The 23,651-nt window shown below is 59.9% G+C and carries 25 protein-coding genes; 12 read left to right on the top strand and 13 right to left on the bottom strand.

Features of this window, described 5'->3' with window-relative positions:
• Complete coding sequence (locus CIB54_RS07075; RefSeq protein WP_101219256.1) at window positions 1–1,158, top strand: phospholipase D-like domain-containing protein; 1,158 nt, start codon at window positions 1–3, stop codon at window positions 1,156–1,158.
• Window positions 1,159–1,240: 82 nt separating this feature from the next.
• Here the strand turns inward: CIB54_RS07075 and bglX are convergent, their stop codons facing one another.
• On the bottom strand, window positions 1,241–3,532 hold the full coding sequence (gene bglX / locus CIB54_RS07070) for a beta-glucosidase BglX (RefSeq protein WP_101219254.1): 2,292 nt from the start codon (window positions 3,530–3,532) through the stop codon (window positions 1,241–1,243).
• A gap of 238 nt (window positions 3,533–3,770) precedes the next feature.
• On the opposite strand from bglX, the gene CIB54_RS07065 reads away from it, so the two are divergent.
• From CIB54_RS07065 to CIB54_RS07050, 4 genes are all read left to right on the top strand, one after another.
• Entirely contained in the window at window positions 3,771–4,382 is a 612-nt protein-coding gene (locus tag CIB54_RS07065; protein ID WP_065886194.1) for a LemA family protein, read from the top strand.
• An 18-nt stretch (window positions 4,383–4,400) separates the two neighbouring features.
• Window positions 4,401–5,132: a TPM domain-containing protein gene (locus CIB54_RS07060; RefSeq protein WP_101219252.1), complete on the top strand. Its 732-nt coding sequence runs from the start codon at window positions 4,401–4,403 to the stop codon at window positions 5,130–5,132.
• A 31-nt stretch (window positions 5,133–5,163) separates the two neighbouring features.
• On the top strand, window positions 5,164–5,781 hold the full coding sequence (locus CIB54_RS07055) for a TPM domain-containing protein (protein ID WP_065949301.1): 618 nt from the start codon (window positions 5,164–5,166) through the stop codon (window positions 5,779–5,781).
• 220 nt (window positions 5,782–6,001) lie between these two features.
• Entirely contained in the window at window positions 6,002–7,219 is a 1,218-nt protein-coding gene (locus CIB54_RS07050; protein ID WP_101219250.1) for a class I SAM-dependent methyltransferase, read from the top strand.
• A gap of 59 nt (window positions 7,220–7,278) precedes the next feature.
• On the opposite strand, the gene CIB54_RS07045 is transcribed toward CIB54_RS07050, so the two are convergent.
• From CIB54_RS07045 to CIB54_RS07030, 4 genes are all read right to left on the bottom strand, one after another.
• Window positions 7,279–9,837, bottom strand: coding sequence for a TonB-dependent receptor (locus tag CIB54_RS07045; protein ID WP_101219247.1), 2,559 nt, complete (start codon window positions 9,835–9,837; stop codon window positions 7,279–7,281).
• A gap of 118 nt (window positions 9,838–9,955) precedes the next feature.
• Complete coding sequence (locus CIB54_RS07040; protein ID WP_101219244.1) at window positions 9,956–10,921, bottom strand: FecR family protein; 966 nt, start codon at window positions 10,919–10,921, stop codon at window positions 9,956–9,958.
• Window positions 10,918–11,457, bottom strand: a complete 540-nt coding sequence (locus tag CIB54_RS07035; protein WP_065949297.1) for an RNA polymerase sigma factor — start codon at window positions 11,455–11,457, stop codon at window positions 10,918–10,920. The genes CIB54_RS07040 and CIB54_RS07035 overlap by 4 nt, the downstream gene beginning before the upstream one ends.
• Before the next feature lie 211 nt (window positions 11,458–11,668).
• Complete coding sequence (locus CIB54_RS07030; protein WP_065949296.1) at window positions 11,669–12,685, bottom strand: DUF4917 family protein; 1,017 nt, start codon at window positions 12,683–12,685, stop codon at window positions 11,669–11,671.
• Between the two features lie 123 nt (window positions 12,686–12,808).
• Between CIB54_RS07030 and yiaY the strand changes: the two genes are divergently transcribed.
• Window positions 12,809–13,957 carry an L-threonine dehydrogenase gene (gene yiaY / locus CIB54_RS07025; RefSeq protein WP_065949295.1) on the top strand — a complete coding sequence of 383 codons (1,149 nt, stop codon included), beginning with the start codon at window positions 12,809–12,811 and terminating at the stop codon, window positions 13,955–13,957.
• A gap of 90 nt (window positions 13,958–14,047) precedes the next feature.
• Entirely contained in the window at window positions 14,048–14,722 is a 675-nt protein-coding gene (locus tag CIB54_RS07020; protein WP_101219242.1) for an NAD(P)H-binding protein, read from the top strand.
• Here CIB54_RS07020 and CIB54_RS07015 read toward each other — a convergent pair whose 3' ends face one another.
• Window positions 14,723–15,211: a DMT family transporter gene (locus CIB54_RS07015; RefSeq protein ID WP_065949293.1), complete on the bottom strand. Its 489-nt coding sequence runs from the start codon at window positions 15,209–15,211 to the stop codon at window positions 14,723–14,725. It lies immediately after the preceding gene.
• A 77-nt stretch (window positions 15,212–15,288) separates the two neighbouring features.
• Here CIB54_RS07015 and CIB54_RS07010 point away from each other — a divergent pair, with 77 nt between their 5' ends.
• The 3 genes from CIB54_RS07010 (at window position 15,289) to CIB54_RS07000 (ending at window position 17,634) form a co-directional block, all read left to right on the top strand.
• On the top strand, window positions 15,289–16,197 hold the full coding sequence (locus CIB54_RS07010; protein ID WP_420094154.1) for a LysR family transcriptional regulator: 909 nt from the start codon (window positions 15,289–15,291) through the stop codon (window positions 16,195–16,197).
• Window positions 16,198–16,344: 147 nt separating this feature from the next.
• Window positions 16,345–16,986, top strand: a complete 642-nt coding sequence (locus CIB54_RS07005; RefSeq protein WP_101219240.1) for a LysE family translocator — start codon at window positions 16,345–16,347, stop codon at window positions 16,984–16,986.
• A gap of 120 nt (window positions 16,987–17,106) precedes the next feature.
• Window positions 17,107–17,634 carry a DUF4142 domain-containing protein gene (locus CIB54_RS07000; RefSeq protein ID WP_065949290.1) on the top strand — a complete coding sequence of 176 codons (528 nt, stop codon included), beginning with the start codon at window positions 17,107–17,109 and terminating at the stop codon, window positions 17,632–17,634.
• 52 nt (window positions 17,635–17,686) lie between these two features.
• Here CIB54_RS07000 and CIB54_RS06995 read toward each other — a convergent pair whose 3' ends face one another.
• Complete coding sequence (locus tag CIB54_RS06995; RefSeq protein ID WP_065949289.1) at window positions 17,687–18,112, bottom strand: low affinity iron permease family protein; 426 nt, start codon at window positions 18,110–18,112, stop codon at window positions 17,687–17,689.
• Between the two features lie 180 nt (window positions 18,113–18,292).
• Here CIB54_RS06995 and CIB54_RS06990 point away from each other — a divergent pair, with 180 nt between their 5' ends.
• Window positions 18,293–19,075, top strand: a complete 783-nt coding sequence (locus CIB54_RS06990; RefSeq protein ID WP_101219238.1) for a GNAT family N-acetyltransferase — start codon at window positions 18,293–18,295, stop codon at window positions 19,073–19,075.
• Here CIB54_RS06990 and CIB54_RS06985 read toward each other — a convergent pair whose 3' ends face one another.
• The 5 genes from CIB54_RS06985 to CIB54_RS06965 all read right to left on the bottom strand — a co-directional run bounded on the left by CIB54_RS06985 (window position 19,076) and on the right by CIB54_RS06965 (window position 22,255).
• On the bottom strand, window positions 19,076–19,576 hold the full coding sequence (locus CIB54_RS06985; RefSeq protein ID WP_065949287.1) for a methylated-DNA--[protein]-cysteine S-methyltransferase: 501 nt from the start codon (window positions 19,574–19,576) through the stop codon (window positions 19,076–19,078).
• Between the two features lie 87 nt (window positions 19,577–19,663).
• Window positions 19,664–19,987, bottom strand: coding sequence for a hypothetical protein (locus CIB54_RS06980; protein ID WP_101219236.1), 324 nt, complete (start codon window positions 19,985–19,987; stop codon window positions 19,664–19,666).
• A gap of 124 nt (window positions 19,988–20,111) precedes the next feature.
• Window positions 20,112–20,417, bottom strand: a complete 306-nt coding sequence (locus CIB54_RS06975) for a DUF6482 family protein (protein ID WP_101219234.1) — start codon at window positions 20,415–20,417, stop codon at window positions 20,112–20,114.
• A gap of 872 nt (window positions 20,418–21,289) precedes the next feature.
• Window positions 21,290–21,658 (bottom strand): DUF2513 domain-containing protein, encoded by a 369-nt coding sequence (locus CIB54_RS06970; protein WP_065869382.1) that lies wholly within the window; start codon window positions 21,656–21,658, stop codon window positions 21,290–21,292.
• A 129-nt stretch (window positions 21,659–21,787) separates the two neighbouring features.
• Complete coding sequence (locus CIB54_RS06965) at window positions 21,788–22,255, bottom strand: helix-turn-helix domain-containing protein (RefSeq protein ID WP_083225742.1); 468 nt, start codon at window positions 22,253–22,255, stop codon at window positions 21,788–21,790.
• Between the two features lie 175 nt (window positions 22,256–22,430).
• Here CIB54_RS06965 and CIB54_RS06960 point away from each other — a divergent pair, with 175 nt between their 5' ends.
• Entirely contained in the window at window positions 22,431–23,075 is a 645-nt protein-coding gene (locus CIB54_RS06960) for a hypothetical protein (protein ID WP_101219232.1), read from the top strand.
• Here the strand turns inward: CIB54_RS06960 and CIB54_RS06955 are convergent.
• Entirely contained in the window at window positions 23,050–23,628 is a 579-nt protein-coding gene (locus tag CIB54_RS06955) for a recombinase family protein (protein ID WP_065869384.1), read from the bottom strand. The genes CIB54_RS06960 and CIB54_RS06955 overlap by 26 nt on opposite strands.
• Window positions 23,629–23,651 lie beyond the last annotated feature (23 nt).

Raw genomic sequence — 23,651 nt, 5'->3', positions numbered from 1 at the left:
GTGGGCGGCGCGGTGTTCCCGTGGCGCAGCGCCAACCGTTTCGAGTTGTTGATCGACGGGCCGAATTTTTTCCCGCAGATGCTGGTCGGCATCGCCCGCGCCGAGCGGCAGGTGGACCTGGAACTGTACCTGGTGGAAGCCGGTGCCTGTGCCGAAGCGATGGTGCAGGCGCTGGTGCTGGCCGCTGAGCGCGGGGTGCAGGTGCGCTGCCTGTTCGATGATTACGGCAGCCTGGCGTTTACCCTCGGGTTGCGCAAGCGGTTGACCGACGCGGGGGTGCAGCTGCGTTTCTACAATCGCCTGAACTGGCGACGCTGGATGCGCAACCTGTACCGCGACCACCGCAAGCTGTTGCTGATCGACCAGGACGTCGCGGTGATCGGCGGGACCGGCGTCACCGATGAGTTCTGGACGCCTGGACAAGACACGGCCGACTGGCATGAAGTGATGGTGCAGATCAGCGGCTCGCTGGTGCTGGACTGGCAGGCTCTGTTCGACCGCCAGTGGCACGCCAACGCGGCACGTCGGGAGTGGAAACCCGCCACGCATTTCGGCCTGCCGCGCTTGCCCAAGGTGCCTGCCACCGGGCCAGGGCTTGGTCGCGTGGCGTATGCCGACGCCCGTCAGCACCGCGATATTTTGCAATCGCTGATCCGTGCCTTGAACAGCAGCAAGACGCGCATCTGGCTGGCCACGCCGTACTTCCTGCCCACCTGGAGTGTGCGCCGCGCCTTGCGCCGGGCGGCCGGGCGCGGGGTAGAGGTGCGTTTGCTGCTCACCGGCCCGCGCACCGATCACCCGTCGGTGCGCTACGCCGGGCACCGCTATTACCCGCGTCTGCTGCGTTCAGGCGTGCAAATCTTTGAATACCAGCCGTGCTTTTTGCACCTGAAGATGGTGCTGGTGGATGACTGGGTCAGCATTGGCTCGTGCAATTTCGACCACTGGAATCTGCGCTTCAATCTGGAAGCCAACCTGGAAGCGCTGGACCCTGAATTGACGCGGGCGGTGGCGGGCAGTTTCGAGCGCGATTTTGCGCAAAGCCAGGCGGTGAGCCTGGAGACATGGAAGGCGCGACCGTTGTGGCGGCGGGTGAAGCAGCGGGTGTGGGGGTGGATTGATCGGTTGGTGGTGAATCTTCTTGACCGAAGGGGTTGAAGACAGCGGCAAGCTACAAGCTACAAGTTAAAAGCAGAACTGCTCTTTCTTGGCGCTTGTAGCTTGTAACTTGAAGCTCCCCCTAGAGCAGTTCAAAGCTCTGTTGCTGCACATCCTGGGAATCCAGCCCGATCTGTACATTGAACTCACCCGGCTCCGCGGCGAACTTGAGCTGGGCGTTGTAGAACTTCAAGTCTTCCTCGGTGATGGTGAAGTGCAAGGTGCGTTCTTCGCCGGCCTTGAGCATGACTTTCTGGAAGTTCTTCAGCTCTTTCACCGGGCGGATCATCGAGCCGGCCACGTCCTGGATATACAACTGCACCACGGTTTCGCCATCGACCTTGCCGGTGTTCTTCACGGTGACGCTTGCATCCAGCTTGCCGGTCTTGTTCAGGGTGGTGGACGACAGTGCCATGTCCGACAGGCCGAACGTGGTGTAGCTCAGGCCATAGCCAAACGGAAACAGCGGCCCGGTGGTGTCATCGAAGTACTGCGAGGTGTAGTTGCCCGGCTTGCCCGGCGTGAATGGCCGGCCGATGCTCAGGTGGTTGTAGTAGGTGGGAATCTGCCCCACGGAGCGTGGGAAGGTGATCGGCAGCTTGCCCGACGGATTGTAGTCACCGAACAGCACGTCGGCGATGGCGTTGCCGCCTTCGGTGCCGGAGAACCAGGTTTCCAGGATCGCGTCAGCTTGTCGGTGCTCTTCGAGAATCGACAGCGGCCGGCCGTTCATCAGCACCAGCACCAACGGCTTGCCGGTGGCCTTGAGGGCCTTGATCAGGTCGCGCTGGCTTTGCGGGATATTCAGGTCGGTGCGGCTCGACGACTCGTGGGACATGCCACGGGACTCGCCCACGGCCGCGACGATCACGTCAGCATTCTGCGCAGCCTTTACCGCCTCATCGATCAGCACCTGGGCGGGGCGCGGGTCATCCACCACTTCCGGGGCATCGAAGTTGAGGAAGTTGAGGTAGTCGAGCACCGCTTTGTCGCCGGTGATGTTGGCGCCACGGGCATAGATGACTTTGCCCTTTTCGCCGATCACGGCGTTCATGCCGTCAAGCAGGGTCACCGACTGTTCTGGCTTACCGGCCGCCGCCCAGCTGCCCATCATGTCGATCGGGGCCTTGGCCAGCGGGCCGACCAGAGCGATGGTCGCGGATTTTTTCAGGGGCAGGGTGTCGTTGTGGTTTTTCAGCAACACCAGGCTGCGGCGCGCAATGTCGCGGGCGTCGGCACGGTGCAGGCGGCTGTCGGCATAGGTGTCGGCCGGGTCATCCTCGGCCTTGCCGATGCGCAGGTAAGGGTCCTTGAACAGGCCCATGTCGTACTTGGCGCCGAGCACTTCGCGCACGGCGTTGTCGATGTCGCTCTGCTCGATCTCGCCGGACTTGAGCAGCCCCGGCAGTTCCTTGCCGTACAACGTGTCGTTCATGCTCATGTCGATGCCGGCCTTGATCGCCAGCTTGGCGGCTTCACGCCCGTCCTTGGCCACGCCGTGCTTGATCAGTTCGAAGATTGCGCCGTGGTCGCTCACGGCCAGGCCCTTGAAGCCCCAGTCCTTGCGCAACAGGTCGTTCATCAGCCAGGTGTTGGCGGTGGCGGGCACGCCGTTGATCGAGTTGAGCGCCACCATCACGCCGCCGGAGCCGGCCTTGATTGCCGCGTGGTAGGGCGGCAGGTAGTCCTGGTACATCTTGACCGGGCTCATGTCGACCACGTTGTAGTCGCGGCCGCCTTCCACCGCGCCGTACAGGGCGAAGTGCTTGACGCTGGCCATGATGCTGTCGGCATTCGCGGCGCTGGCGCCCTGGAACGCCTTGACCATCACTTCGGCAATGCGCGACACCAGGTAGGTGTCCTCGCCGAAACCTTCCGAGGTGCGGCCCCAGCGCGGGTCACGGGAGATGTCGACCATCGGCGCGAAGGTGATGTCGAGGCTGTCGGCGGCGGCTTCCTGGGCGGCGATGCGCCCGGAGCGGCCGATGGCGTCCATGTCCCAGCTGGAGGCCAGGGCCAGGCTGATCGGGAAAATCGTGCGATGGCCGTGGATGACGTCGTAGGCGAAAAACATCGGGATCTTCAAGCGGCTGCGCATGGCCGCGTCCTGCATCGGACGGTTTTCCGGGCGGGTGATGGAGTTGAAGGTGCCGCCGATGCGGCCGGCGGCGATTTCCTTGCGGATCAGCTCGCGGGGCATTTCCGGGCCGATGCTGATCAGGCGCAACTGGCCGATCTTTTCATCGAGGGTCATCTGCTTGAGCAGGTCGCTGACGAAGGCGTCCTTGTCTTTAAGCGCAGCAGGCTTTGTTTCTGCCCATACGGGGTGGCTGGCCAGAGTGGCAACAAGGCCGAGCAAACACAGCTTCTTCATGAATATCCTTTTTCGGCTCACTGCACAGCGGTCAGGCTGATCGGCCAAAATGACGGGAGCGTCTATTGTTGTTCGGGTGTTGTTCAGATAAATGCAGCACACTCTGAACTCTTTTTCGCGCTGGGCATCTTTGTAGCTGATTGGCTCGAAGCATTCCAGTGGTGGCGGATTATGCCCCAAGCGCGTGGTTTATAGGGTTAGTCATCACATTCCATCCAGATTGGGCAGGAGAAACACCATGCAAGCAGCACAAGGTTACCGCTGGGGCTTGAAAGCCGCGGCGCTGTTATTGATCAGCAGCGTGCTGAGCGGTTGCGGCATCAACAACATCCCGACCCTGGACGAACAGGCCAAGGCGGCCTGGGGCCAGGTGCAGAACCAGTACCAACGCCGTGCCGACCTGATTCCCAACCTGGTGGAAGTGGTCAAGGGCTACGCCGCCCACGAGCAGGACACCCTCACCGCCGTGATTGAAGCGCGGGCCAAGGCCACCTCGATCCAGGTGGATGCCAGCACCCTCGACAACCCGGAAAAACTCAAGCAGTTCCAGCAAGCCCAGGACGGCTTGAGCGGCGCACTCAGCCGTTTGATGGTGGTGTCCGAGCGCTATCCGGACCTGAAGGCCAACCAGAACTTCCTGGCCCTGCAATCGCAGCTCGAGGGCACGGAAAACCGTATCGCCGTGGCCCGTCGCGACTTTATCCAGGCCGTGCAGACCTACAACACCGAGATTCGTACGTTCCCGGGTCGCCTGTGGCACAGCGTGATGTACAGCGACTTGCCGATCCGCGCCACGTTTGAAGCCACCAGTGCCGATGCCGATAAGGCGCCGCAGGTGAAGTTCAAATAACGCTGCCTTGAGGTGTCGATGCGTTTATTACGGATAGGCCTGGCGCTGTGGCTGCTGGGCTGTGTGGGCATGGCCCAGGCGGCCCTGACCTTCCCGGCATTGACCGGGCGGGTGGTGGACAACGCCCAGATGATCGACCCGGCGGTGCGCGAACAACTGACCCAGCAATTGCAGGCGCTGGAGCAGACGTCCGGTGACCAGATCGTGGTGGTCACCGTGCCCGACCTGCAGGGCGTGCCGATTGAAGACTACGGTTATCAATTGGGCCGCGCGTGGGGCATCGGCCAGAAGGGCAAGGACAACGGCGCGCTGTTGCTCGTGGCCCGCGACGAGCGAAAGTTGCGCATCGAAGTCGGCTACGGCCTGGAAGGTGTGCTGACGGATGCGCAGTCCTGGGTGATCATCAACCAGGTGATCGCGCCCAAGTTCAAGGCCGGCAATTTCAGCCAGGGCATCAGTGACGGTGTCGCGGCGATGATCCAGGTGGTGGGCGGTGAACCGTTGGCTGTGCCGGCCCACGTGGCGGATACGAATTTCGCCAAGGACAATCCCGGTTTTTCCATCGGTTTGTTCGTCCTGCTGATCGGCGTGTTGTGGCTGTGCAATCGCATGGGCCTGCCGGTGGGCGCTATCCTGCTGGCGATCCTCAGCAGCAGCGGACGCGGCGGCGGTGGGGGCGGCGGCGGTGGCGGTGGTTTCCGCGGCGGCGGTGGCGGTTTCGGCGGTGGCGGGGCTTCGGGCGGCTGGTAATGACAATAACGAAAATAGAGCATCTACAACCATGGCATTACTGACTGAACACGAGCAGCGCCAAGTGGCCGAGGCGATCGCCCGGGTCGAGCAACAGACTGACGCCGAACTGGTCACCGTGCTGGCGGCGCGGGCCGACGACTACGCCTACATCCCGTTGCTGTGGGCCAGCCTGATTGCGTTGGTGGTGCCTGGCGTGGTGCATTACTTGTCGGGCTACCTGACCATGTACACCTTGTTGCTGGCGCAGTGGGCGACCTTCATTGCGTTGTGCCTGGTGTTTCGTTTGCCCAAGGTCACTACCCGTTTGATCCCGCGCTCCGTACGCCATTGGCGCGCCTCGAACCTGGCGCGCCGCCAGTTCCTCGAGCAGAACCTGCATCACACGCTGGGCAGCACCGGAGTGCTGATTTTTGTCAGCGAGGCGGAGCGCTATGTGGAAATCCTGGTGGATGACGGCATCTCCACGCGGTTGGACGACAGCAACTGGGATGGCATCGTCAGGGCGTTCACCCAGCAGGTGAAACAGGGGCAAACACTGGCCGGGTTCATTGCCTGCATCGAGGCCTGTGGTGAATTGCTCAAGGTGCATGTGCCGGTGACGCAGACGCGCAACGAGCTGCCCAATCGCCTGGTCATACTCGAATAACCAGGGCAACACAGTTGCAAATGTGGGAGGGGGCTTGCCCCCGATTGCAGTCTGTCAGTGACAAATATACTGACTGATCCACTGCTATCGGGGGCAAGCCCCCTCCCACAGTTGGATCTACCTTGGCTGCTGCAACTGACCACTGGTCAAATAACTCCGTGCCGTCGCGGGTTATCCCCCCTAAAATGCCCGGCATTCTTTGCCCGAGGCGTTTTTGTTCATGTCCGTCACCGCTCAACCCGCCAGCCCTGCGCCGGATCATCATGCCCAGTTCATCGACCTGCTGAACGCGAGCCTGGCGCAGAACGCCTTCATCAAGCTGGTGCTGGCCAAATACGTCGGTGATGAAGCCGAACTGCAGCGGCTGATCATCAAGCCGGTCACTGTAAAGGAACAGCCGTGCCTGTCCTTCGTCTACCGCTACAAGACCCGCGACATCACCAAAAACCTGGCGCTGGCCGACGGCGTAGCGGCGATTGCCGAGCTGCTGCCAACCTCGTTCAAGAACGCGCACCTGTTGTCGCTGACTGATGAAGCCCAGCTCGAATACAGCAAGAAGAACAAAAGCTCGCTGTTCAAAAGCAAGCCGCAGCAATTGCGTGAGGCGCCATCGGCCGAGCATAACCGCGAGAAAAATCGCTTCCTCGACCTGAGCCGACCGTTCCTCGCCGACCTTGGCGTGACCGACGCCAAGCAGGCGCTGATCCCGTCGATGTCGCGCAAGTGGAAGCAGATCAACAAGTTCATCGAAGTGTTCAGCCATGCGCTGACGTCGTCGCCGTTGCAGCTCGACCAACCGGTGCGCGTTGCCGATTTCGGCTCAGGCAAGGGCTACCTCACGTTTGCGATTCACGACTACCTGCGCAACACGCTCAAGGCCGAAGGCGAAGTGACCGGTGTCGAGCTGCGCCAGGACATGGTCACCCTGTGCAACGAAGCGGCTGCGCGCCTGGAACACCCGGGGCTGGTGTTCAAGTGCGGCGATGTGCGCAGCGTCGCGCCGAGCCAGCTGGACGTGATGATCGCCCTGCATGCCTGCGATATCGCCACCGATTATGCGATTCACACCGGCATCCGTTCCGGCGCGTCGATCATCATGTGTTCGCCGTGCTGCCACAAACAGATTCGCCTGCAGATCCAGAGCCCGGCGCTGCTCAAGCCGATGCTGCAGTACGGCCTGCACCTGGGCCAACAGGCGGAAATGGTCACCGACAGCTTGCGCGCCTTGTTTCTCGAAGCCTGCGGGTATGAGACCAAAGTGTTCGAGTTCATCTCGCTGGAGCACACCAACAAGAACAAGATGATCCTGGCGATCAAGCGTGCCGAGCCTTTGGAAAATACGCAGTTGCTGGCAAAGATCCAGGAGCTCAAGGCGTTCTACCACATCACCGAACATTGCCTGGAAACCCTGCTGCGCGCCGATGGTTTCTTGAACTAGGCGCGGGGCCCAGGTGGGAGGGGGCAAGCCCTCTCCCACATTCAGACTCGGTGTAGCCATCAGAAGAACCGCGTCACGCTGATCTTCGCGTCGCGGCCCTTGGTATAGGCGCGGTCGCCGCTCAACGCCGGGCGGAAGTTTTCGTTGAACAGGTTGTCCACGGTGAAGTTCACCTCGGTGCCTTTCAGATACGCCTGCTGCGGTGTCCATTTGGCGAACAGGCCCTGAGTGTTGTAGCGCTTGTTGCCGTACTGGTCGTAGAACAGGTCGCCGACCCCGGAGCCCGGGCCGCCGGAATATTTGTCGCTGGGCAGGCGGTCGGTGGCGCCGATGAACTGGCCCATCCAGCCTACCTGGGCATCCCAGGCCGGAATGTGGGTGCCCAGCACCAGCACCCATTTGGTCGGCGGGATATCCCGCGCTGCCACGTCCGGGCCCCAGGGGTTGGTGTAGGCGCCTTCGTGCTGGCCTTTGGCATAGGCGAATGACACCGAGCCGAACACGTAGGTGGAGTTGTAGATCGACTCCACTTCAATGCCCTTGATGGTCAGGCCGCCGATATTGCGGTAATTGGACATCGCCCCCGGTGGGCAGGCGGAACCAATGGTGCCGCCGTTGACGGCCTGGTTCTGGCAGCCCACGCCGGTGGCCTTGAAGATTTCGTCTTCGACCTTGTTGTGGAACACGGTGGTGCGCAATTGCAGGTTGTCATCCTGGGCGACGAGGTTGTCGAAGTGGGTGATGTTGCCCAGGGTAATCGAGGTGATGCGCTCCGGGTCCAGGTCCACGCTGGTGGCGGTACGGCTGCCCAGGCCCTGCACTTCATATTGCTCGTCGATCACCGGCGCACGCCAGGTCTGGCTCCAGTTGGCGAACAGGCCGACGTTTGGCGTAACGGTCCAGAACAGCGCCAGACGCGGCGACCAGCCGGTGTAGGTGCGGTCGCTGTAGTCGTGGCCGATCGCAGGGTCAGGGTTGTTGTAGTACGGCGCATCATTGCCTTCGCCACGGTTGCGCACATGGTCGTAGCGCAGCGACGGGGTGATGGTCAGATCGCCCAGGGTCACCGCGTCCTGGATGAAGAAGCTGTGGGTGTCGACCTTGCCGTGGGGCATGAACCCCGGCTGAAAATGGCCATAGTTATAGCGCGGCGTATTGTAGGTGCTGCCGGGCATCCACATTTCGGTGTCGCGCACGTGTTTGCGCACCTGCCCGCCGACTGTCAGCGCATGCTGCAGGGGGCCGGTGTCGAACAGGCTGACATTGCGGATATCCAGATGCTTGTCGGTGTAGGCGGTGTCCATCTTGCGCCCGCCGGTGGCCAACTGGAAAAACGCAGTGGCATCACGCTCGTCGGTCTGTTCGGTGTTGGACTGGGAGTACTTGACGGTCACGTCCACCAGCGGGTTGTCCAGTGGCTGGTAGTGGTACTTGCCCGACCAGGTGGTGTCGACGGTATCGCGGTGCGCCAGAAAGCGCTTGAGAGCACCTTCATAACCGTAGCGGTCGATGTTGGCCTGGGTCGGCGGTGTTGGGTAGCTGGCGGCGGAAAAGGGCGTCCAGCGGTTGCTGTGGGCGCGCGAGTAGGACAGGCCGACACTGTGCTCCTCGGTGAAGTACGCATTGACCTTGAACAGCTTGCCGTCCACATCCTGGGCGCTGTTAGGCAGGCGCTGAGGGTTGATCGGGTACTGGTTGTTCTCGTTGGGCAACTTGGCGGCGACCTTCATGTCGCCGCCGTCGCGCTGGGTCAGGTAGGCCAGGGCATCGAAACGGCCATCGTCGGTGCGGCCATACACGGCACTGCTGTAGACCTGCTCATGGTCGTTGCTCGAGTAACCGTATTTGAGCATTGCGCCGCTGTTGCGACCGTCCTTGAGCAGGTCCGGGGCATCCTTGGTGGTCATGTTGACCGTACCGCCGAAGCCGCCGTTGCCGGTAAACGGCGAGTTCGGGCCTTTCTCTACTTCAATGCTCTTGATCAGCTCGGGCTCGATAAATACCGTGCCCTGCTGGTAGCGCTCGAAACCACTCTTGGTCGCGCCATCCACGGTCATCGGCACGTCTTCGGCATCGCCGAAGCCACGGATGTTGATGGTTTGGCCGCCGGGTTTGAGCGAGCCGCCCTGGCTCACGCCGGGCAGGGTCTGCAACAGGCTGGGGATGTTATTGGACTGGTAGCGGTCAATGTCGGCCTGGGTCAGGGTGGAGCGGTTGACGGTACTGGAGTCCACTTCGTTGCCGGTGCCGATCACGCTCAAGGTATCGAGCTGGATTGCGCGGCCTTGCGTGGTCCTGGCTGCATCGGCGCGCACCACATAGGTCGTGCCGACCTTGATCAGGGTCAATTCAGCGCCCTTGAGCAGGCTGCGAATCGCGTCTTCTGCGCTGTACTCCCCCTTGAGGGCCGGCGCCTGTATCTGCTTGAGCAACGCCTCATCGAACAGCAGCTGGATTTTCGCCTGCCGGGCCACCTGGCTCAGGGAGGTCGCCAACGGCTGGGCCGGCAGTTGCAGCGTGAATGACTCGGCCTGGGCGCTGACGCTGAACGCCAGGCAGGTGGCAAGCAGGGTCGGTCGAAGAAACAGGTGCGAAGCAGGGCAAGGCGCGCGAAACATGAGATCCCCCGGTGCGGCTAAATAGCCAAAAAGGTGTGCGCATCAAACGCAGACGGGAGGAAGACGGGGCAGGCAAAAAAATCCACACATGCGAATGCAAAATATTCTCATGTGTGGCTTATTGGCTCGATTCGATCCTCATAATGCCGTCGGCGCCGGTCACGGTTTTTACCGGCAACAGGGCGGGCAGGGCGTTGAGCAGCGCGTCCGGGTCATTCACATCCAGGTTGCCCGACACCTTGAGGCGCGCCACGGCCTTGCTGACCTGCAAAGGCGCCTGGGGACGGTACAGGCTCAGCTCGTCGATCAGGCTGGCCAGCTCGCGATTACGAAACGCCAAGTGCCCACTGCGCCAGTCGGCGACGTCTTCGGCGTTCAGGGTTTGCTGGTGCAACGTGCCCTTGGCGTACTGGTAACTGGCGCGTTGCCTGGCCTGGAGCAACGCGGCGGGGTGTTTTCGATCCGGTTCGAAGGCCACTTGGCCATGGGCCACGCTGACCACCAGTTGCTGTTCGCTGCGGCGCACATCGAAACCGGTGCCCACCACCCGCACATTCGCCTCGCCGGCTTGTACGTACAGCGGGCGGTCCTGGTCGGCGGCCACTTCGATGTACAGCTGGCCTTTGTCCAGGTGAAGGATGCGCTGGTGCGCGGTGAAATCCACGCGAATGCGGGTGTTGGCGTTCACATACAAGGTGCTGCCATCGGGCAGGTGCAGGGTACGCATGCCCTTGGCATGACCGGCAACCTGGGCGTGATACAGCGCACGTGGCGCACCGAGATGAGGCGCAAGAACGGCGCAGAGCAAGGCGGCCGCCACCGCCAGCGCGGGGCGCCATACAGGTTTGCGCCTGGGCAGCGCCACCGGTTTGTTCAATGGCTGCAACTGGGCGAGGTCAGTCCACAATTGCTCGAATTCGGCATAGGCGCGCGCATGGGCCGGGTTGGCCTGCCAGGCGGCGAAGGCCTTGCGGTCGACACGGTCCGCGTCGTTGCGGTTGCGCGCAAACCAATTGGCGGCTTGGGCATCGATGGCCTCGCTCGCTTCGATGTCCGGCGCGTCGAGGTCGCTCAGGCGGTTCATTGTGGCTGCTCCGTGCCGGGTCCAGGTTGAAGACGTCGCTTGCAGTGCAGCAGGGCGAAGGCGATGTGCTTTTCCACCATGCTCGTTGAAATGCCCATGCGTGCGGCGATCTGTGCCTGGCTCAAGCCTTCGAAGCGATGCAGCATAAGGGCTTCTCGCCGACGGGGCGAGAGTTCGGCGAGGACTTCTTTCAGTTGTTCCAGGCGCTGGATGCGCAGCGCTGCGGCCATGGGCTCGTTTTGCTCATCGGTGACGGCTTCAGTGGGGGCGTCGGCCGGATCGGGGTGGACACTGCGGCGTACCTGCTGTTTACGCCAGTGATCGCGCAGCAGGTTGCGCGCCATCTGGAACAAAAACGCCCGTGGCTGCTCGACCTTGGCCCGGTCGCGGTAGTCCAGCCATTGGGTAAACACATCCTGGGTCATGTCCGCCGCGTCACTGGCGTTGTCCGTGCGTTTGCGCAGGAAATGCAGGATATCTGCATAGAATCCGCGACAGGCATCGGCCGACAATGGGTCGGGCTTGGGACGAGACATGGATATCCTTCTTGACGCAGCACGGCTTGGAAAAGGTCGTGAATGATATCGAGAATTATTGTCATTTGTCTCTATTTAAAGGCTGCACTCACCTCAAATGTAGGAGGGGGCTTGCCCCCGATGGCGGTGTGTCAGGCAATGAATGTGTTGACTGATGCACCGCTATCGGGAGCAAGCCCCCTCCCACATTTGATCTTCTTGGTTCACTGGATCAGTGTTCGACCGGCACCGACAGCGCCGGGTTACCCAGCGGATGGGTGCGCGCTGCAAAGAATTTCAGCTGCGCTCCAGTACCTTCGAACAGCTGCGAATACCGCTGCTTCTGCTGGCGAATGAACCCTTCGCTGCGCCCCGAGACCGAAATGGCCAGGGTGGTGATGTCGGCCTGGCGGATCGCATCCACCAGGTGTTTATCCTGCGGCCCCAGGTCATGGCCGAAGATGCACAGCGCGCCCTCGTGGGTGAGCAATTGTTCATAACAGAACGACAGATAATCCGAACTGCGAATGGTCTTGAGCTTGTCTTGCACCTTGCCTTCGCTGACGAACAGCGGCACATCGTCCAGCGTCTTGATTGTGTTGTTGATCGCGAAACTGCTGAGCAACGTGCTGTCGGTGGACGACAGTTTGCGCGCGGTACCGTCGAGGTTGCGCACCAGGTGCAGGCCGCCGTGCAGGTACAAAATGCGTGTGGCGTCGGTGCGGGTGTCGCGCAGGTCGAAGCTTGAATCGGCGCTGCAAAACAGGTCATCGATACCCGGCGTGTGCAGGATTGCCCAGTAGTTGAGCAGGTCGTAATTGCTGGTAAATACCGTGGTGTAGCGGGCCAGTTCCGCGTGGATGGTCGCCAGGGTCGAGGGCTGTACCAGGCGCCAGGGAATATGCACGGTATGGATCGTATTGATCAGTGCTTCCTTGATCGCGTAATAGCGATTGCGTGGCGCCGCCGAGCTGACCGCCAGGGCTTTGTTGACGCGGCTGGTGGTTTTTAGCGCGCCCAGGGCCTGCTCGAAACTGCGGGTCTGCAGCGCATCGAATACGCTGAGTTCGGATTGGCCCAGGGGCTTTTCTTCCACTGTGCGAGCGTTTTCAAACAGCGAGTCGTAGGCAAAGTCTTCCCAAATCGTGCGGCTTGCGCCGTTGCCGATCAGAATCCCATTGAAGTCGATGGCGCCGCGCAGTGCGCTCCAGTCGTCAAGGTGGGCGTCAATATTCTGGAAATCCTTCATTGCGGCGGGTCTACTCGAAATCGGCTGGACGGTGACTTTATCACGAGCCGGCATTGATCCTGGTCAAGATACGGCAAGCGGTACCGGTGGATTCTGTGGGTATAAAGCCCCTGAGGATCGACCATGAGCAGCACGTTTTTTATCCCCGCCGTCAATATCATGGGCATCGACTGCCTCGACGAAGCCATGATCGCCATCCGCAATTACGGTTTTCGCAAGGCGTTGATCGTCACTGACCAGGGGCTGTGCAAAGCCGGTGTGGCCAGCATGATCGCCGAGAAACTGGCGATGCAGGACATCGATTCGGTGGTCTACGACGGCGCCAAGCCCAACCCCAATGTGGAAAACGTCGAGAAAGGCCTGGCGTTGCTGCAACAGAGCGCCTGCGATTTTGTGGTGTCCCTGGGCGGCGGCTCGCCCCATGACTGCGCCAAGGGCATCGCGTTGTGCGCCACCAACGGCGGGCGTATCGGCGACTATGAGGGGGTCGACCAATCGAGCAAGCCGCAGCTGCCGCTGGTGGCGATCAACACCACCGCCGGCACGGCCAGCGAGATGACCCGTTTCTGCATCATCACCGACGAAACCCGCCACGTGAAAATGGCCATCGTCGACCGCAATGTCACGCCGCTGCTGTCGGTCAACGACCCGGCATTGATGGTCGCCATGCCCAAGGGCCTCACCGCCGCCACCGGCATGGATGCCTTGACCCATGCTATCGAAGCCTACGTGTCCACCGCCGCCACACCGATCACCGACGCGTGCGCAATCAAGGCCATCGAATTGATCAGCGCCAACCTGCGCCTGGCGGTACGCGACGGCAGCGACATGGCCGCGCGGGAGAACATGGCGTATGCGCAGTTCCTCGCGGGCATGGCGTTCAACAACGCGTCGCTGGGGTTCGTGCATGCCATGGCGCACCAGCTCGGTGGCCTGTACGACCTTCCCCACGGCGTGTGCAATGCGGTGCTGCTGCCCCACGTGCAGAGTTTCAACGCCAGTGTCAGCGCCAAGCGCTTGAGTGACGTAGCGCGTGCGTTGGGTGCCGATATCAAGGGGGTGACTCCGGAAGAGGGCGCGCAGGCTGCTATCGTCGCGATTCGCGCGTTGTCCCAGGATGTGGAAATCCCCGCCGGCCTGCGTGAGCTCGGCGCCAGGTTGCAGGATATTCCGCTGCTGGCGAGCAATGCGCTGAAGGATGCGTGTGGCCTGACCAACCCGCGGCGCGCGGATCAGCGTCAGATCGAGGAGATCTTTCGCAGCGCGTTTTGATAGGGGCAGCTTCGAGCTGCAAGCGGTAAGCTACAAGTTGAACGCGTTCAACATGAGCATGAAGCTTGCGGCTTGCCGCTGAGGTCCCCCATGAGAGTTCTGTTATTCGGCGCCACCGGCATGGTCGGCCAGGGCGTGCTGCGCGAGTGCCTGCTGGCCGCCGACGTGCAGGAAATCGTCGCTGTCGGCCGTACGCCGTTGACCCAGCAACACGGCAAACTGCATCAGGTGTTGCACAGTGACATGCTGGATTTCCAGCCTCTGGAAAACCTGCTGCAAGGCTTTGATGCGTGCTTCTTCTGCCTGGGCGTTTCCTCGGCGGGCATGAATGAAGTCAAGTACACCCACCTCACTTACGACCTGACGTTAGTCGCCGCCAGCACCCTGGCGCGGCTCAATGCGCAGATGACGTTTATCTATGTGTCTGGCGCCGGCACCGACAGTTCCGAGAGGGGCAAGTCAATGTGGGCACGGGTCAAGGGCAAGACCGAGAACGCGTTGCTGCGCTTGCCGTTCAAGGCGGTCTATCTGTTCCGGCCGGGGATCATCCAACCGTTGCACGGCGTGCGTTCCAAGACGCCGTTGTACCAGGCGTTCTATAGCGTGCTCGGGCCGTTGCTCTCGTTGGTGCGTCGGGTAAAGCCGGATTGGGTGGTGAGTACCCAGACGGTCGGCCAGGCGATGTTGCAGGTGGCCAGACAGGGCGCGCCGCACGCGGTGGTGGAGCAGCGGGATATCAGTCATCTGGCCGTTGAGCGCGGCTGATCAACCCGCTGTCGCCACTGCCCGCACCGGCGTGGCGCTGAACTGAATCAACACCACCGCGCCCATCAACAACAGCGCTCCGAGCGCCCGCGGCATTGTTATTGGGCGCTGCGCAAGGCCGAACAGCCCGAAATGATCGAGCAGCAACGACGCCAGAATCTGCCCGGCCATGGCCAGTGCGATAAACCCTGATGCGCCCAGCCTGGGCAGCAGCATCAATGCCAGCGAAATGAAGCACACCCCAAATGCGCCACCGGCCCACATCCACAGCGGCGCCCGGGTGATAAAGGCCAGGCTCGGCAAGGGCAGCCGTAGTGCGATGATCACCGGCAGCAACACCATGACGCTTACCAACAGGGATGCCAGCGTCGCCCACAACGGGTGGCCGAGCCCGCGACCCAGGTTGGCGTTGATCGCACTCTGAAACGGCACCACAGCGCCGGCGATCACCGCCAGCAGCAACAAACCCAGCCAATGCAACGTTGTCATGTCGAATCTCCCAGAGGTTTTGCTGGACTCTAGGCTATTCGTCGCGCAAATTTAAATTCCGATTTGTTATGCCGAGCATGCAGCTGATGAATGATCTGCGACGCGTTGACCTGAATCTGTTGGTGATCCTCGATGCTTTGCTCAGCGAGCAACATGTCACCCGCGCTGCCGAGCGCCTGCACCTGAGTCAACCAGCGGTCAGCCATGCGCTGGCGCGCTTGCGTGACCTGCTGGGTGACCCGTTGCTGGTGCGTCAGGGCGGCGCATTGATAGCCACCGCCCGCGCGCTGGAGTTGGCCACGCCGTTGGCAGAGGCCCTGGCCCAGGTGCAGGCGCTACTGGCGCCGAACCGTTTTGACCCGGCTTCGGCCAAGCGCCGTTTTCGCCTGGCGATGTCGGATTACAGCGCGGCGATTTTCCTGCCCGGCTTGGTTCGTCTGTTACGCCATGAAGCGCCGGGCATCGACTTGCAAATCATCCAGGCCAGCCGCGAAGGCATGGTCGACGGCGTGCTCAATGGTGATCTCGACCTCGCTGCCGGGGTCTTCCCTGACGTGCCAGCCGAACTGCGCACGACGCCGTTGTTCGAAGAGCACTACACCTGCCTGGTCGACCGCGACAGCCTGCCCAAAGGCGGTGTGCTGGACCTGGCTGCGTACTTGTCACGGCCCCATGTCCTGCTGGAAATGCGCGGCAGCGGCACGCCGGAAATCGAGCGTGCGTTGGCCGCCATTCGTGAGCGGCGGCACGTGGCAATCAGCCTGCCGCACTGGGGCGTGGCACCGCAGTTGATTCAAGGCACGGACCTGATCCTGACTGTTTCATCCCGAGGCCTGCTGAATATCGATCACGCGCACCTGATGAGTGTACCGCCGCCGTTTCATATTCCATCGTTTGCGTTCGAGCTGGCCTGGCATGCGCGCCGGGGCGGGGATGCAGGGTTGCAGTGGTTGAAGGGTCGGGTGCAAGGTGTGCTGGAGGCCTGAGCAGTCGCTACCAAGCTGCCGGTGGCTGAGCGCGGGTATGAAAAATTCGCTTAACTTGCAGTCGCCCGTCACGAATAGAAGTTTTACCCGCAGCCCCGGAACCTGCAGAATCGCTGTGTCTTTCAACAATTTGCCAGAGCCCCGCCCATGACCCCATCCCTGCTGTTAGCGGTCCTTGCTTCCGGGTTTATCTACGGTATTACGCCCGGCCCTGGCGTGTTGGCCGTGTTCGGCATCGGTGCCGCTCGTGGCCGTCGTGCGGGGGCGGGGTTCCTCGCTGGGCATTTACTCGGGGACGTCGTGTGGTGCAGCACCGCATTGGTGGCGATTGTGGGCGCGCGGGAGGTTGGCAGCAGTGCGTTTGATGTACTCGGCGTGCTCAGCGGCCTTTATCTGTTCTGGCTCGGCTGGCGCGCCATCTGCACCCGGCGCCGTAGCAGCGACGCCCCTCAGGGCGCGGCGCGGCATCCGTTCTGGCACGGCATTCTGTTCGGCCTGACCAATCCCAAGGCGTACCCGGTGGCAGTGGCGACATTCACGGCATTGCTCTCCAGTCGTGCCGAGTTGCTGACGTGGTCGATGCTGCCGTCGCTGATTGTTCTGAGTTTTATCGGCGGCCTGCTGGCCTATGCGATCCTGATCGGTGTGGTCGGTGCCCAACGCGTGCGTACGGTGTATCAGCGCCACGAAATCCTCATCACGAAGCTGTGCGGCGTGATGTTTATCGGGTTCGCCATCAACGCGCTGGCGCACGCGTTGCCGGGCCTGTTTGCAAGCAAACCTGCGTGAGTCGGCAACGACCGTTCGTCGCACTGCAAATTTTTTTCTAAACCTTTGCCGCGTGCAAAATTCGAATCCAAGGCGAGGCGCAGTTCCCTTGCCCCTATTTTTGCCTTGGAGGAACCCATCATGAGCCGCATGGCTATCCGGTTACGCACCGCCAGTTTCGCGATGCTGCTGGGCCTCGGCGCCAGCAGTGCTTTCGCCCAGTCGCCTGCCCAATTCATCGAGCAGGCTTCAGCCAAAGGCATGGCCGATATCGAAACCAGTCGTATGGCTCACGCCAAGACCTCGTCCCAGGAAATCAAGGATTACACCATTGAGGTGATCAACGAGCGCACCCTGGCCAACCAGCATCTGGCGGCGATCGCCAAGAAGCTCGACCTGCCGGTGGCCCCGCGGGAGAAGATCGTCGACAAGGCCGAAACCCTGATGCCCGAACTCAAGGACGGCGACTCCTTCGACGCTGCCTATGCCGCGCAGCAGGTCAAGGAAAATGAAGACGCCATCGCCCTGTTCAAGCAGGAAGGTGCGGCGTCGGATGTGCCTGAGATCAAAGCGTTGGTGGACGAGACGCTGCCCAAGTTGCAAGAACGCCTGGAGAAAGCCCGGGCCCTGGCATCGACCTACGGCAAGGGGCACCAAGGTGACGGTTGAAGTGACTCCCTGAAATGAAAACGGCGGTTGGATCATCTCCAACCGCCGTTTTTTATGCCTGGTTCAAATCGGTTTTCGGCGGCGCCGCATCGTCGGCGGCGGCACCACAACTGCTGTTGAGGCTCAAGCTGCCGGCTTTGCCGATATCGCGGTATTCCTGACGCAGCTTTTCAAGCTCTTTACGGTCCAGGCCGTCCAGGCTCAGCACAGCGTTCTGAGCATCCTTGGACACACGCAACAGCTCGTCGATCTTGATATGCAGGATGTCGTTATCGCGGTTCTGTGTGTTCTGGATCAGGAACACCATCAGGAACGTGATGATGGTGGTCGAGGTGTTGATGATCAATTGCCAGGTGTCGTTGTAATGAAAGTACGGTCCGCTCAGGCTCCACGCCAGAATCAACGCCACCGCCGCGTAGAACGTCCGGGGGCTGCCGGCCCAGCGCGATAGAGTTTGGGAGACTGTGGAGAATTTCATGACGGTTATTTCCTCAAATAAGGGTGATGAAAATTCTGACCGCAGGCACTCGTCGAAATTTCTTTTTACAACTTAGCCTTCGGATAAAAGCAGGCGTTTTTCTGCCTGGGTTTTAGGAGCGGGCCTACGGCGCTGCGAAGCGTTGAGCGCAAGACTGGGTTTTTGCCCTGGACAGTCCTTATGTACGCAAAGGCCGCTACTGACATACCCGCACTTTATTACTTGACCGAAGATCATTTTTTTGCAACGACCTGCGCGATGTACCGTCGACATGCCGCCGGTATCAACACCTATTTTGCCGAGGAGAATTCCTCGCCGTGGAATACGTTGTTCATTCGCGTGGGCAGCGCTCCCTTGCACGAAGCGACGCAGGTGATCCTGGAGCTGATCCGCCGTAACGTAGCCCCAATACGCATCGTGATTCCTGAGGTACAGGTCGATGGGTTACGCGGCGCGCTCACCGGGCTTGGTTTTGAGCCTGCTGAAAAGAGCACCACGATGGTCCTCCCGTTGGCGCGCTTTGCGCCATCGATCAGCGAGGAGGCTGTGCAGATCAGCCTGACGTGTGACTTGAATGAATGGGCGAATCCGCTTGGCAGTGTGTTTTCGATATCGCCCCAGACGGTCGCCGATTATCAGGCCCGGCACCAGCGGGCGCTGGACGCCGATGAAGCCCTTTATCACTTCATCTTGTCCGCCGAGGGGCAGGTGCGCTGTTCGTTGACCTTGTCATTGTGTGAGGGTGAGGCAAGGCTCAGTGACGTCGGCACGCTTATCGGCTTTCGTGCCAGAGGCTACGCCACGCGATTGATTCAGGCGGCCCTGCTTCACGCTTCGGGTCTTGGGGCACGCAGGTGTTTTCTCGAGGGATCGATGATGGCTGTCCCGCTGTATCAAAAATTGGGTTTTCAACGTTTATTCGACTGCGCGTCCTTTGTTCGCGGGCCTGTCCCAAGCCCATGATCAGAACGCCAGTGTTGCCTGACCGCGATCCTCCAGCGTCAACAGATACCGCTTGGCTTCAAGCCCGCCGGCAAACCCCGTCAGTGCCCCCGAAGCCCCCACGACGCGGTGACAGGGCGCAATGATCGAGATCGGGTTACGCCCGTTCGCCGCGCCTACGGCGCGCACCGCGTTTGGGTTGCCGATCTGCCGGGCAATCTGGCTGTAGCTGCGAGTTTGGCCAAACGGGATGGTCAGCAAGGCCTGCCAGACTTGCTTCTGAAAGTCGGTGCCGTCGAAGTCCAGTTCCAACTCGAAACGGTTGCGCGTGCCAGCGAAATACTCCGCCAGCTGACGCTCTGTTTCCAGGAGTACCGGGCTGTCGTTGGCTTCGTGCAGCTCACCCAGGCGCACCCGATTTTCGCGTTCCGTTTCCCAGAGCACGGCACCGAGCTTGCCGTTGCGTGCCACCAGGGTGAGTTGGCCGACGGGGGAGGGCATGAGTTTGTAGGCGTATGACATGGGCTTGATCCTTGAGGCTGTCCGGTGCAACTATCCCCTCAGTGAACCCCAGGAGAAACCGGTTTCTTGCGGTCGAATTTGCTGGCGTTAAAAACGCCAGTGAATCCAATGGCCTGACCCATAGGCCACCGCGACATAGAAGATCAACCAGATGATCGAGGGAACCGACATTGCCACCCACGCGCCGAGATTGAGCAGGGCCAGCATGATAGCGCTGAAGGCTACCCCTCGGCTGGTGTGTCGCATTGAGTACCAGGCGCCGTAGACGGAGCCCGCGAGGGTCGCTGCCACTGCCATGGGGCGCAGTCCGAAAGGGATTGGGGTCAGTGGCAGCAACAATGGAATGATCAGCACAAGCCCCACGACTTTTCTTACTGCTTGCCTTGAATTTTCCTGTTCAGGGGAAGACATCCGGTAGGCCCTGCTGCTGACTGAGGTTGCTGCATTCTCGTGGTGTGGACGGCCCTTCCCTGTAGGACGCTGCTTAAATCAATGTCGCTGATACTCGGAAAACGGGTCCGACAATAAATGTAGCTTAGAGCGCCGCGTTCAGTGAAAAAGGAATGCGCAACCCACCAATCGGCTCTTCGCGGACCCCGCACATTTCGTCATGCACGCTGTGTTGCACCAGCACGCAGGGAAATGCGGCCACCCCTTGCAGCAGGTCGCGCAAGTGGGTGGTGGAGCGGATGCGCAGTGGCTGTCCGTCATCGCCCCGTAGCGTTTTTTCATCGCGATCCAGCCGGACCCGTGCCAGATACAAGCCACCTTCCAGCGACAGCAATTGCAGCTCGCGGATCTCGCCGTTCGCGGCCAGCTCGGTCAGCATGTGCACATTCATGAATTGGACCTCATTGGACGCCGACCTTGGCGTGCTCGAACGGTTGATCAATGTGTTTTGGTCTTCAGCGTACAATACTTGTACAGAATTTTATATTTGTACAGTTTTCTGGGGCGACGCGAACACACGCGTTATCGGCCCTTGAACGCCAGGCATAAAAAAACCGGTCACAAGGACCGGTTTTTTAGACTTCCCCTGTCAGCCGTGGCATGACAGGAGAACGCATTTGTGTGGAGCGGGTAGAGGGAATCGAACCCAAACCCACATGTCACGTAAGCCAATGAATTATAGGAATATTCAGCATGAAATGTAGGAGGGATTTGTAGGAGTGAGAAGGTGCAATCAGTCTTGCTCATGCGGGATCTGGGAAGGTCAAACCCTTAGAAACAGTGGGGTGGTGTGATGGCATTGCATTCCTTCTCTGCTTCGTCTTTTGATCAATCCTTATAGCTGAGTTTGGCGGATATAAATGTTCGGAAAGTTGGAGCGGGACAATTTCTCGCTTGATTGGAAATGTGATTTTTGGTATACATTTCGGGTCTTCACTTCGTGCTCTATCGGCGTCCTTACGTTCGGGCACGATTCTAATGCAGTGACACGCAGCAGGCCTCAGAAGGAACGCGGCATAGAGGTCGTCGGTAGAGATGCCCGGAAGGGTGGCTGAAGCCGAGTCGCGAGCAGCCCCATGTGAAACCTAACCTGCCTTAGCATGGTCGTTGTGATAATTCAGCCACAGGCCGGAAGCAATCTATACGGAAGGTGAGCCCTTTCGGTAGGCTGAGGTTCCTCTAACTCCGCGTCAGCGGGGTGTTGGGGGAAATGCAACCTCTCTCTACCGGAAGGTATTTGAAACACAGCGATACATGGGTGGTTTAATTGGCTAACACCCAAGCCAGAGCTGATTTTCCTATGAGCTTTACTGATTCCAGTGTCAGCTCAATGCCCTTTGATTTTGCCGTCGACTTGATGCGCTCCCACACGGCTTGGCTTCGAATGGTTTCTAACAGTTCGTGCCCTTCCCATGTCAGCTTTGGGCCGATAATTGCTGGTCCATCCATAGAGCCAGCATCAATTCCAGAAATGAACCCGCCTTCCCACAGCAGCAACGCGTGTTCCGCTTCGCTAGTGTCTTCGTCCTGCTGTGCATAGCTGAGTTCGTAGCCGAAATGGTCACGGTCACTGAAGCTGAGGGCTTCGACCTCGATCAATACATCCCTGATCACATCCCAATCACGTTTCATATTTCCTCCATGATTCTGCTTTGAGTGTTTGATCTTAAGCTGCGTTACCTGCTTGGTGGCGGCGTCTTATGGGATCGAAAACGCAACGTAAGTAGAGCGTAAAGCAACAGATTGACATCCGTTGTTGAGCTAGCGTGAAAGCAGGCTCCACCTCGTTGATGTAACGAGTCCCCAGTTACCGCTCTTGTTGGGTCTTCTCCACTTCGCTACCGGCATCGTCCTCAAATATGCCAACGCCTCTTCAAACGAACCAAAGCGAAGCTCTGCGGATTTTTCCCCAACGCGGAATGAGCCGTCTCGCGGGCTTGCTAGCCCGGGATGAAAGCACGTCCCGTCTGCGGCGTAGGGCACCTCTACTGCGGCTTCGTATGGCGCTGGTGGCTCAACGATCTCAAACAGCTGGCTCGGATCTACACCTAAAGCATCTGCAAGGCTCTCTACGGCATCTAAAGAGGGGTTAGCCATACCGCGTTCGATGCGGCTCATGTAGCTGCGGGCTATAGACGCATGGTCCGCAAATGCTTCTTGGCTTAAACCGGAGGCGAGCCTCAATGCTTTGACTCGCAAGCCGAAGCGTTCTCGTAGTGGAGTTTTCATACCTCGAATGTCGCCGCGATGTAGACTAATCGGCCACGCTCTATTCGGAACATTTCAAACATGCTCAGAATTTCGTAGCAGTGTTGCTATGCCGGAGCTAACAGGCGCAGGTCCCTACGTGCATGTCTCGTAAGCGCACGTTTGGGCGAGCGAAAACCATAAAAGGATTTGTGCGATGCAGTTTGTTATGAAGCTGGCGGGGTGTGTCGGGATTGTGTTTTTGATAACGCAAGGAGTTAGCCGGTGTTCGGAGGGCGAAGAAGGCGCCGAGATCGTTACGAAACCTGTTATCAGCGAGACTCAACAAATCAGTGCCCTAAAGGCGAAAGAAGATTCTGCACCTGAATCGCTGCTTTCGGATGAAGGTATCGCAACGGCCGACGAAGGCTCTGAGTGCTACAGCGATGTATCCCCTAAGCTCAGGTCTCTGATTGATGATATTCGTGCCTGTGAAGTTGAAAATGCTTTGGGAAATCACGACAGTTCGGCCCTAAAGATCATTCCTGCACGGGGCTACAAAAATGGTGCCGCCGGTGTCTTCAAAAAGTATCGCCTGCATGTCAATCAGAATGCCGATGTAACTTGCCGAGATGAGCCTTGGCCGGATACGGGCGCTGCTGGCTGTAAGGTTGGCGTTTACGTAAGCCGTATCAGGAAATCGAATCAATACTCGGACTCTGCTGGCTGGACTGCGGTTTGGTTTCGTGGAGTTAATGAATCCTCATTCCGCCCCGTGAGTCCTTTTGCAGAACACATATCAACGGTCAATGACTCCATCCTGCGAGTCGGCGGTCTTATGGATGTTTCTGATCGGCCTTGACCCCGGCGATGGTCGCCCTTGAGACCGCGTATAACTTCGATAGAGCGCTGATACTCATGCCCTCGTCGAGAGCTTTCGTGATTTCGGAACGCTGTCTCTGCGTGAGCTTGGGCGGCCTGCCAAGCTGTTTTCCTTGTGCCTTGGCTCTTACCAGTCCCGCCTGAGTGCGTTCGATTAGTAAGTCCCGTTCCATTTCAGCAACTGCCGCAAGCATTGATAGCAATAGCTTTCCTGCTGGAGAGGTTAGGTCGGTGGACCCTAGCTGTTGCACAACGACTCGGATGCTGCGTTCGCCGAGCATTCGAACGGTCTGAAGAATATCAATCGCATCTCTCCCTAGCCGGTCTAGCTTGGACACTACGAGTGTTTCCCCATCCCGAATCTTACTCAACAGCTCTCGGAATGCCGGGCGCTGAGCTGCGTGGGTTTTCCCGCTCACTGTGTCTGAGAACCAGAAATCTATGACCCATCCGGCGTTCTCTAGCTCTAGACGTTGGTTGAGGGTCTCTTGCAGTCCTGTTGATACTCTGCCATAAGCGAAAGTAGTAGCCATTTGCCCGTGTCCCTAGAGGTGTC

The organism is Pseudomonas fluorescens, assembly GCF_002837185.1.
GTDB classification, from domain to species: domain Bacteria; phylum Pseudomonadota; class Gammaproteobacteria; order Pseudomonadales; family Pseudomonadaceae; genus Aquipseudomonas; species Aquipseudomonas fluorescens_AM.
The sequence above is the reverse complement of the archived record's forward strand: the minus strand, read 5'-3'. Positions and strand labels throughout refer to the sequence as shown.

Bases quoted from the DNA above. Each gene is read 5' to 3' on its own strand.
- CIB54_RS07000 (WP_065949290.1), top strand. From the start codon at position 17,107: ATGAGCCGCATGGCTATCCGGTTACGCACCGCCAGTTTCGCGATGCTG.
- CIB54_RS07020 (WP_101219242.1), top strand. From the start codon at position 14,048: ATGAGAGTTCTGTTATTCGGCGCCACCGGCATGGTCGGCCAGGGCGTG.
- CIB54_RS07050 (WP_101219250.1), top strand. From the start codon at position 6,002: ATGTCCGTCACCGCTCAACCCGCCAGCCCTGCGCCGGATCATCATGCC.
- CIB54_RS07015 (WP_065949293.1), bottom strand. From the start codon at position 15,211: ATGACAACGTTGCATTGGCTGGGTTTGTTGCTGCTGGCGGTGATCGCC.
- bglX (WP_101219254.1), bottom strand. From the start codon at position 3,532: ATGAAGAAGCTGTGTTTGCTCGGCCTTGTTGCCACTCTGGCCAGCCAC.
- CIB54_RS06995 (WP_065949289.1), bottom strand. From the start codon at position 18,112: ATGAAATTCTCCACAGTCTCCCAAACTCTATCGCGCTGGGCCGGCAGC.
- CIB54_RS07055 (WP_065949301.1), top strand. From the start codon at position 5,164: ATGGCATTACTGACTGAACACGAGCAGCGCCAAGTGGCCGAGGCGATC.
- CIB54_RS06965 (WP_083225742.1), bottom strand. From the start codon at position 22,255: ATGAAAACTCCACTACGAGAACGCTTCGGCTTGCGAGTCAAAGCATTG.
- yiaY (WP_065949295.1), top strand. From the start codon at position 12,809: ATGAGCAGCACGTTTTTTATCCCCGCCGTCAATATCATGGGCATCGAC.
- CIB54_RS07065 (WP_065886194.1), top strand. From the start codon at position 3,771: ATGCAAGCAGCACAAGGTTACCGCTGGGGCTTGAAAGCCGCGGCGCTG.
- CIB54_RS07035 (WP_065949297.1), bottom strand. From the start codon at position 11,457: ATGTCTCGTCCCAAGCCCGACCCATTGTCGGCCGATGCCTGTCGCGGA.
- CIB54_RS06990 (WP_101219238.1), top strand. From the start codon at position 18,293: ATGTACGCAAAGGCCGCTACTGACATACCCGCACTTTATTACTTGACC.
- CIB54_RS07030 (WP_065949296.1), bottom strand. From the start codon at position 12,685: ATGAAGGATTTCCAGAATATTGACGCCCACCTTGACGACTGGAGCGCA.
- CIB54_RS07005 (WP_101219240.1), top strand. From the start codon at position 16,345: ATGACCCCATCCCTGCTGTTAGCGGTCCTTGCTTCCGGGTTTATCTAC.
- CIB54_RS07045 (WP_101219247.1), bottom strand. From the start codon at position 9,837: ATGTTTCGCGCGCCTTGCCCTGCTTCGCACCTGTTTCTTCGACCGACC.
- CIB54_RS06955 (WP_065869384.1), bottom strand. From the start codon at position 23,628: ATGGCTACTACTTTCGCTTATGGCAGAGTATCAACAGGACTGCAAGAG.
- CIB54_RS06980 (WP_101219236.1), bottom strand. From the start codon at position 19,987: ATGTCTTCCCCTGAACAGGAAAATTCAAGGCAAGCAGTAAGAAAAGTC.
- CIB54_RS06960 (WP_101219232.1), top strand. From the start codon at position 22,431: ATGCAGTTTGTTATGAAGCTGGCGGGGTGTGTCGGGATTGTGTTTTTG.
- CIB54_RS06970 (WP_065869382.1), bottom strand. From the start codon at position 21,658: ATGAAACGTGATTGGGATGTGATCAGGGATGTATTGATCGAGGTCGAA.
- CIB54_RS06985 (WP_065949287.1), bottom strand. From the start codon at position 19,576: ATGTCATACGCCTACAAACTCATGCCCTCCCCCGTCGGCCAACTCACC.
- CIB54_RS06975 (WP_101219234.1), bottom strand. From the start codon at position 20,417: ATGAATGTGCACATGCTGACCGAGCTGGCCGCGAACGGCGAGATCCGC.
- CIB54_RS07040 (WP_101219244.1), bottom strand. From the start codon at position 10,921: ATGAACCGCCTGAGCGACCTCGACGCGCCGGACATCGAAGCGAGCGAG.
- CIB54_RS07060 (WP_101219252.1), top strand. From the start codon at position 4,401: ATGCGTTTATTACGGATAGGCCTGGCGCTGTGGCTGCTGGGCTGTGTG.
- CIB54_RS07010 (WP_420094154.1), top strand. From the start codon at position 15,289: ATGCAGCTGATGAATGATCTGCGACGCGTTGACCTGAATCTGTTGGTG.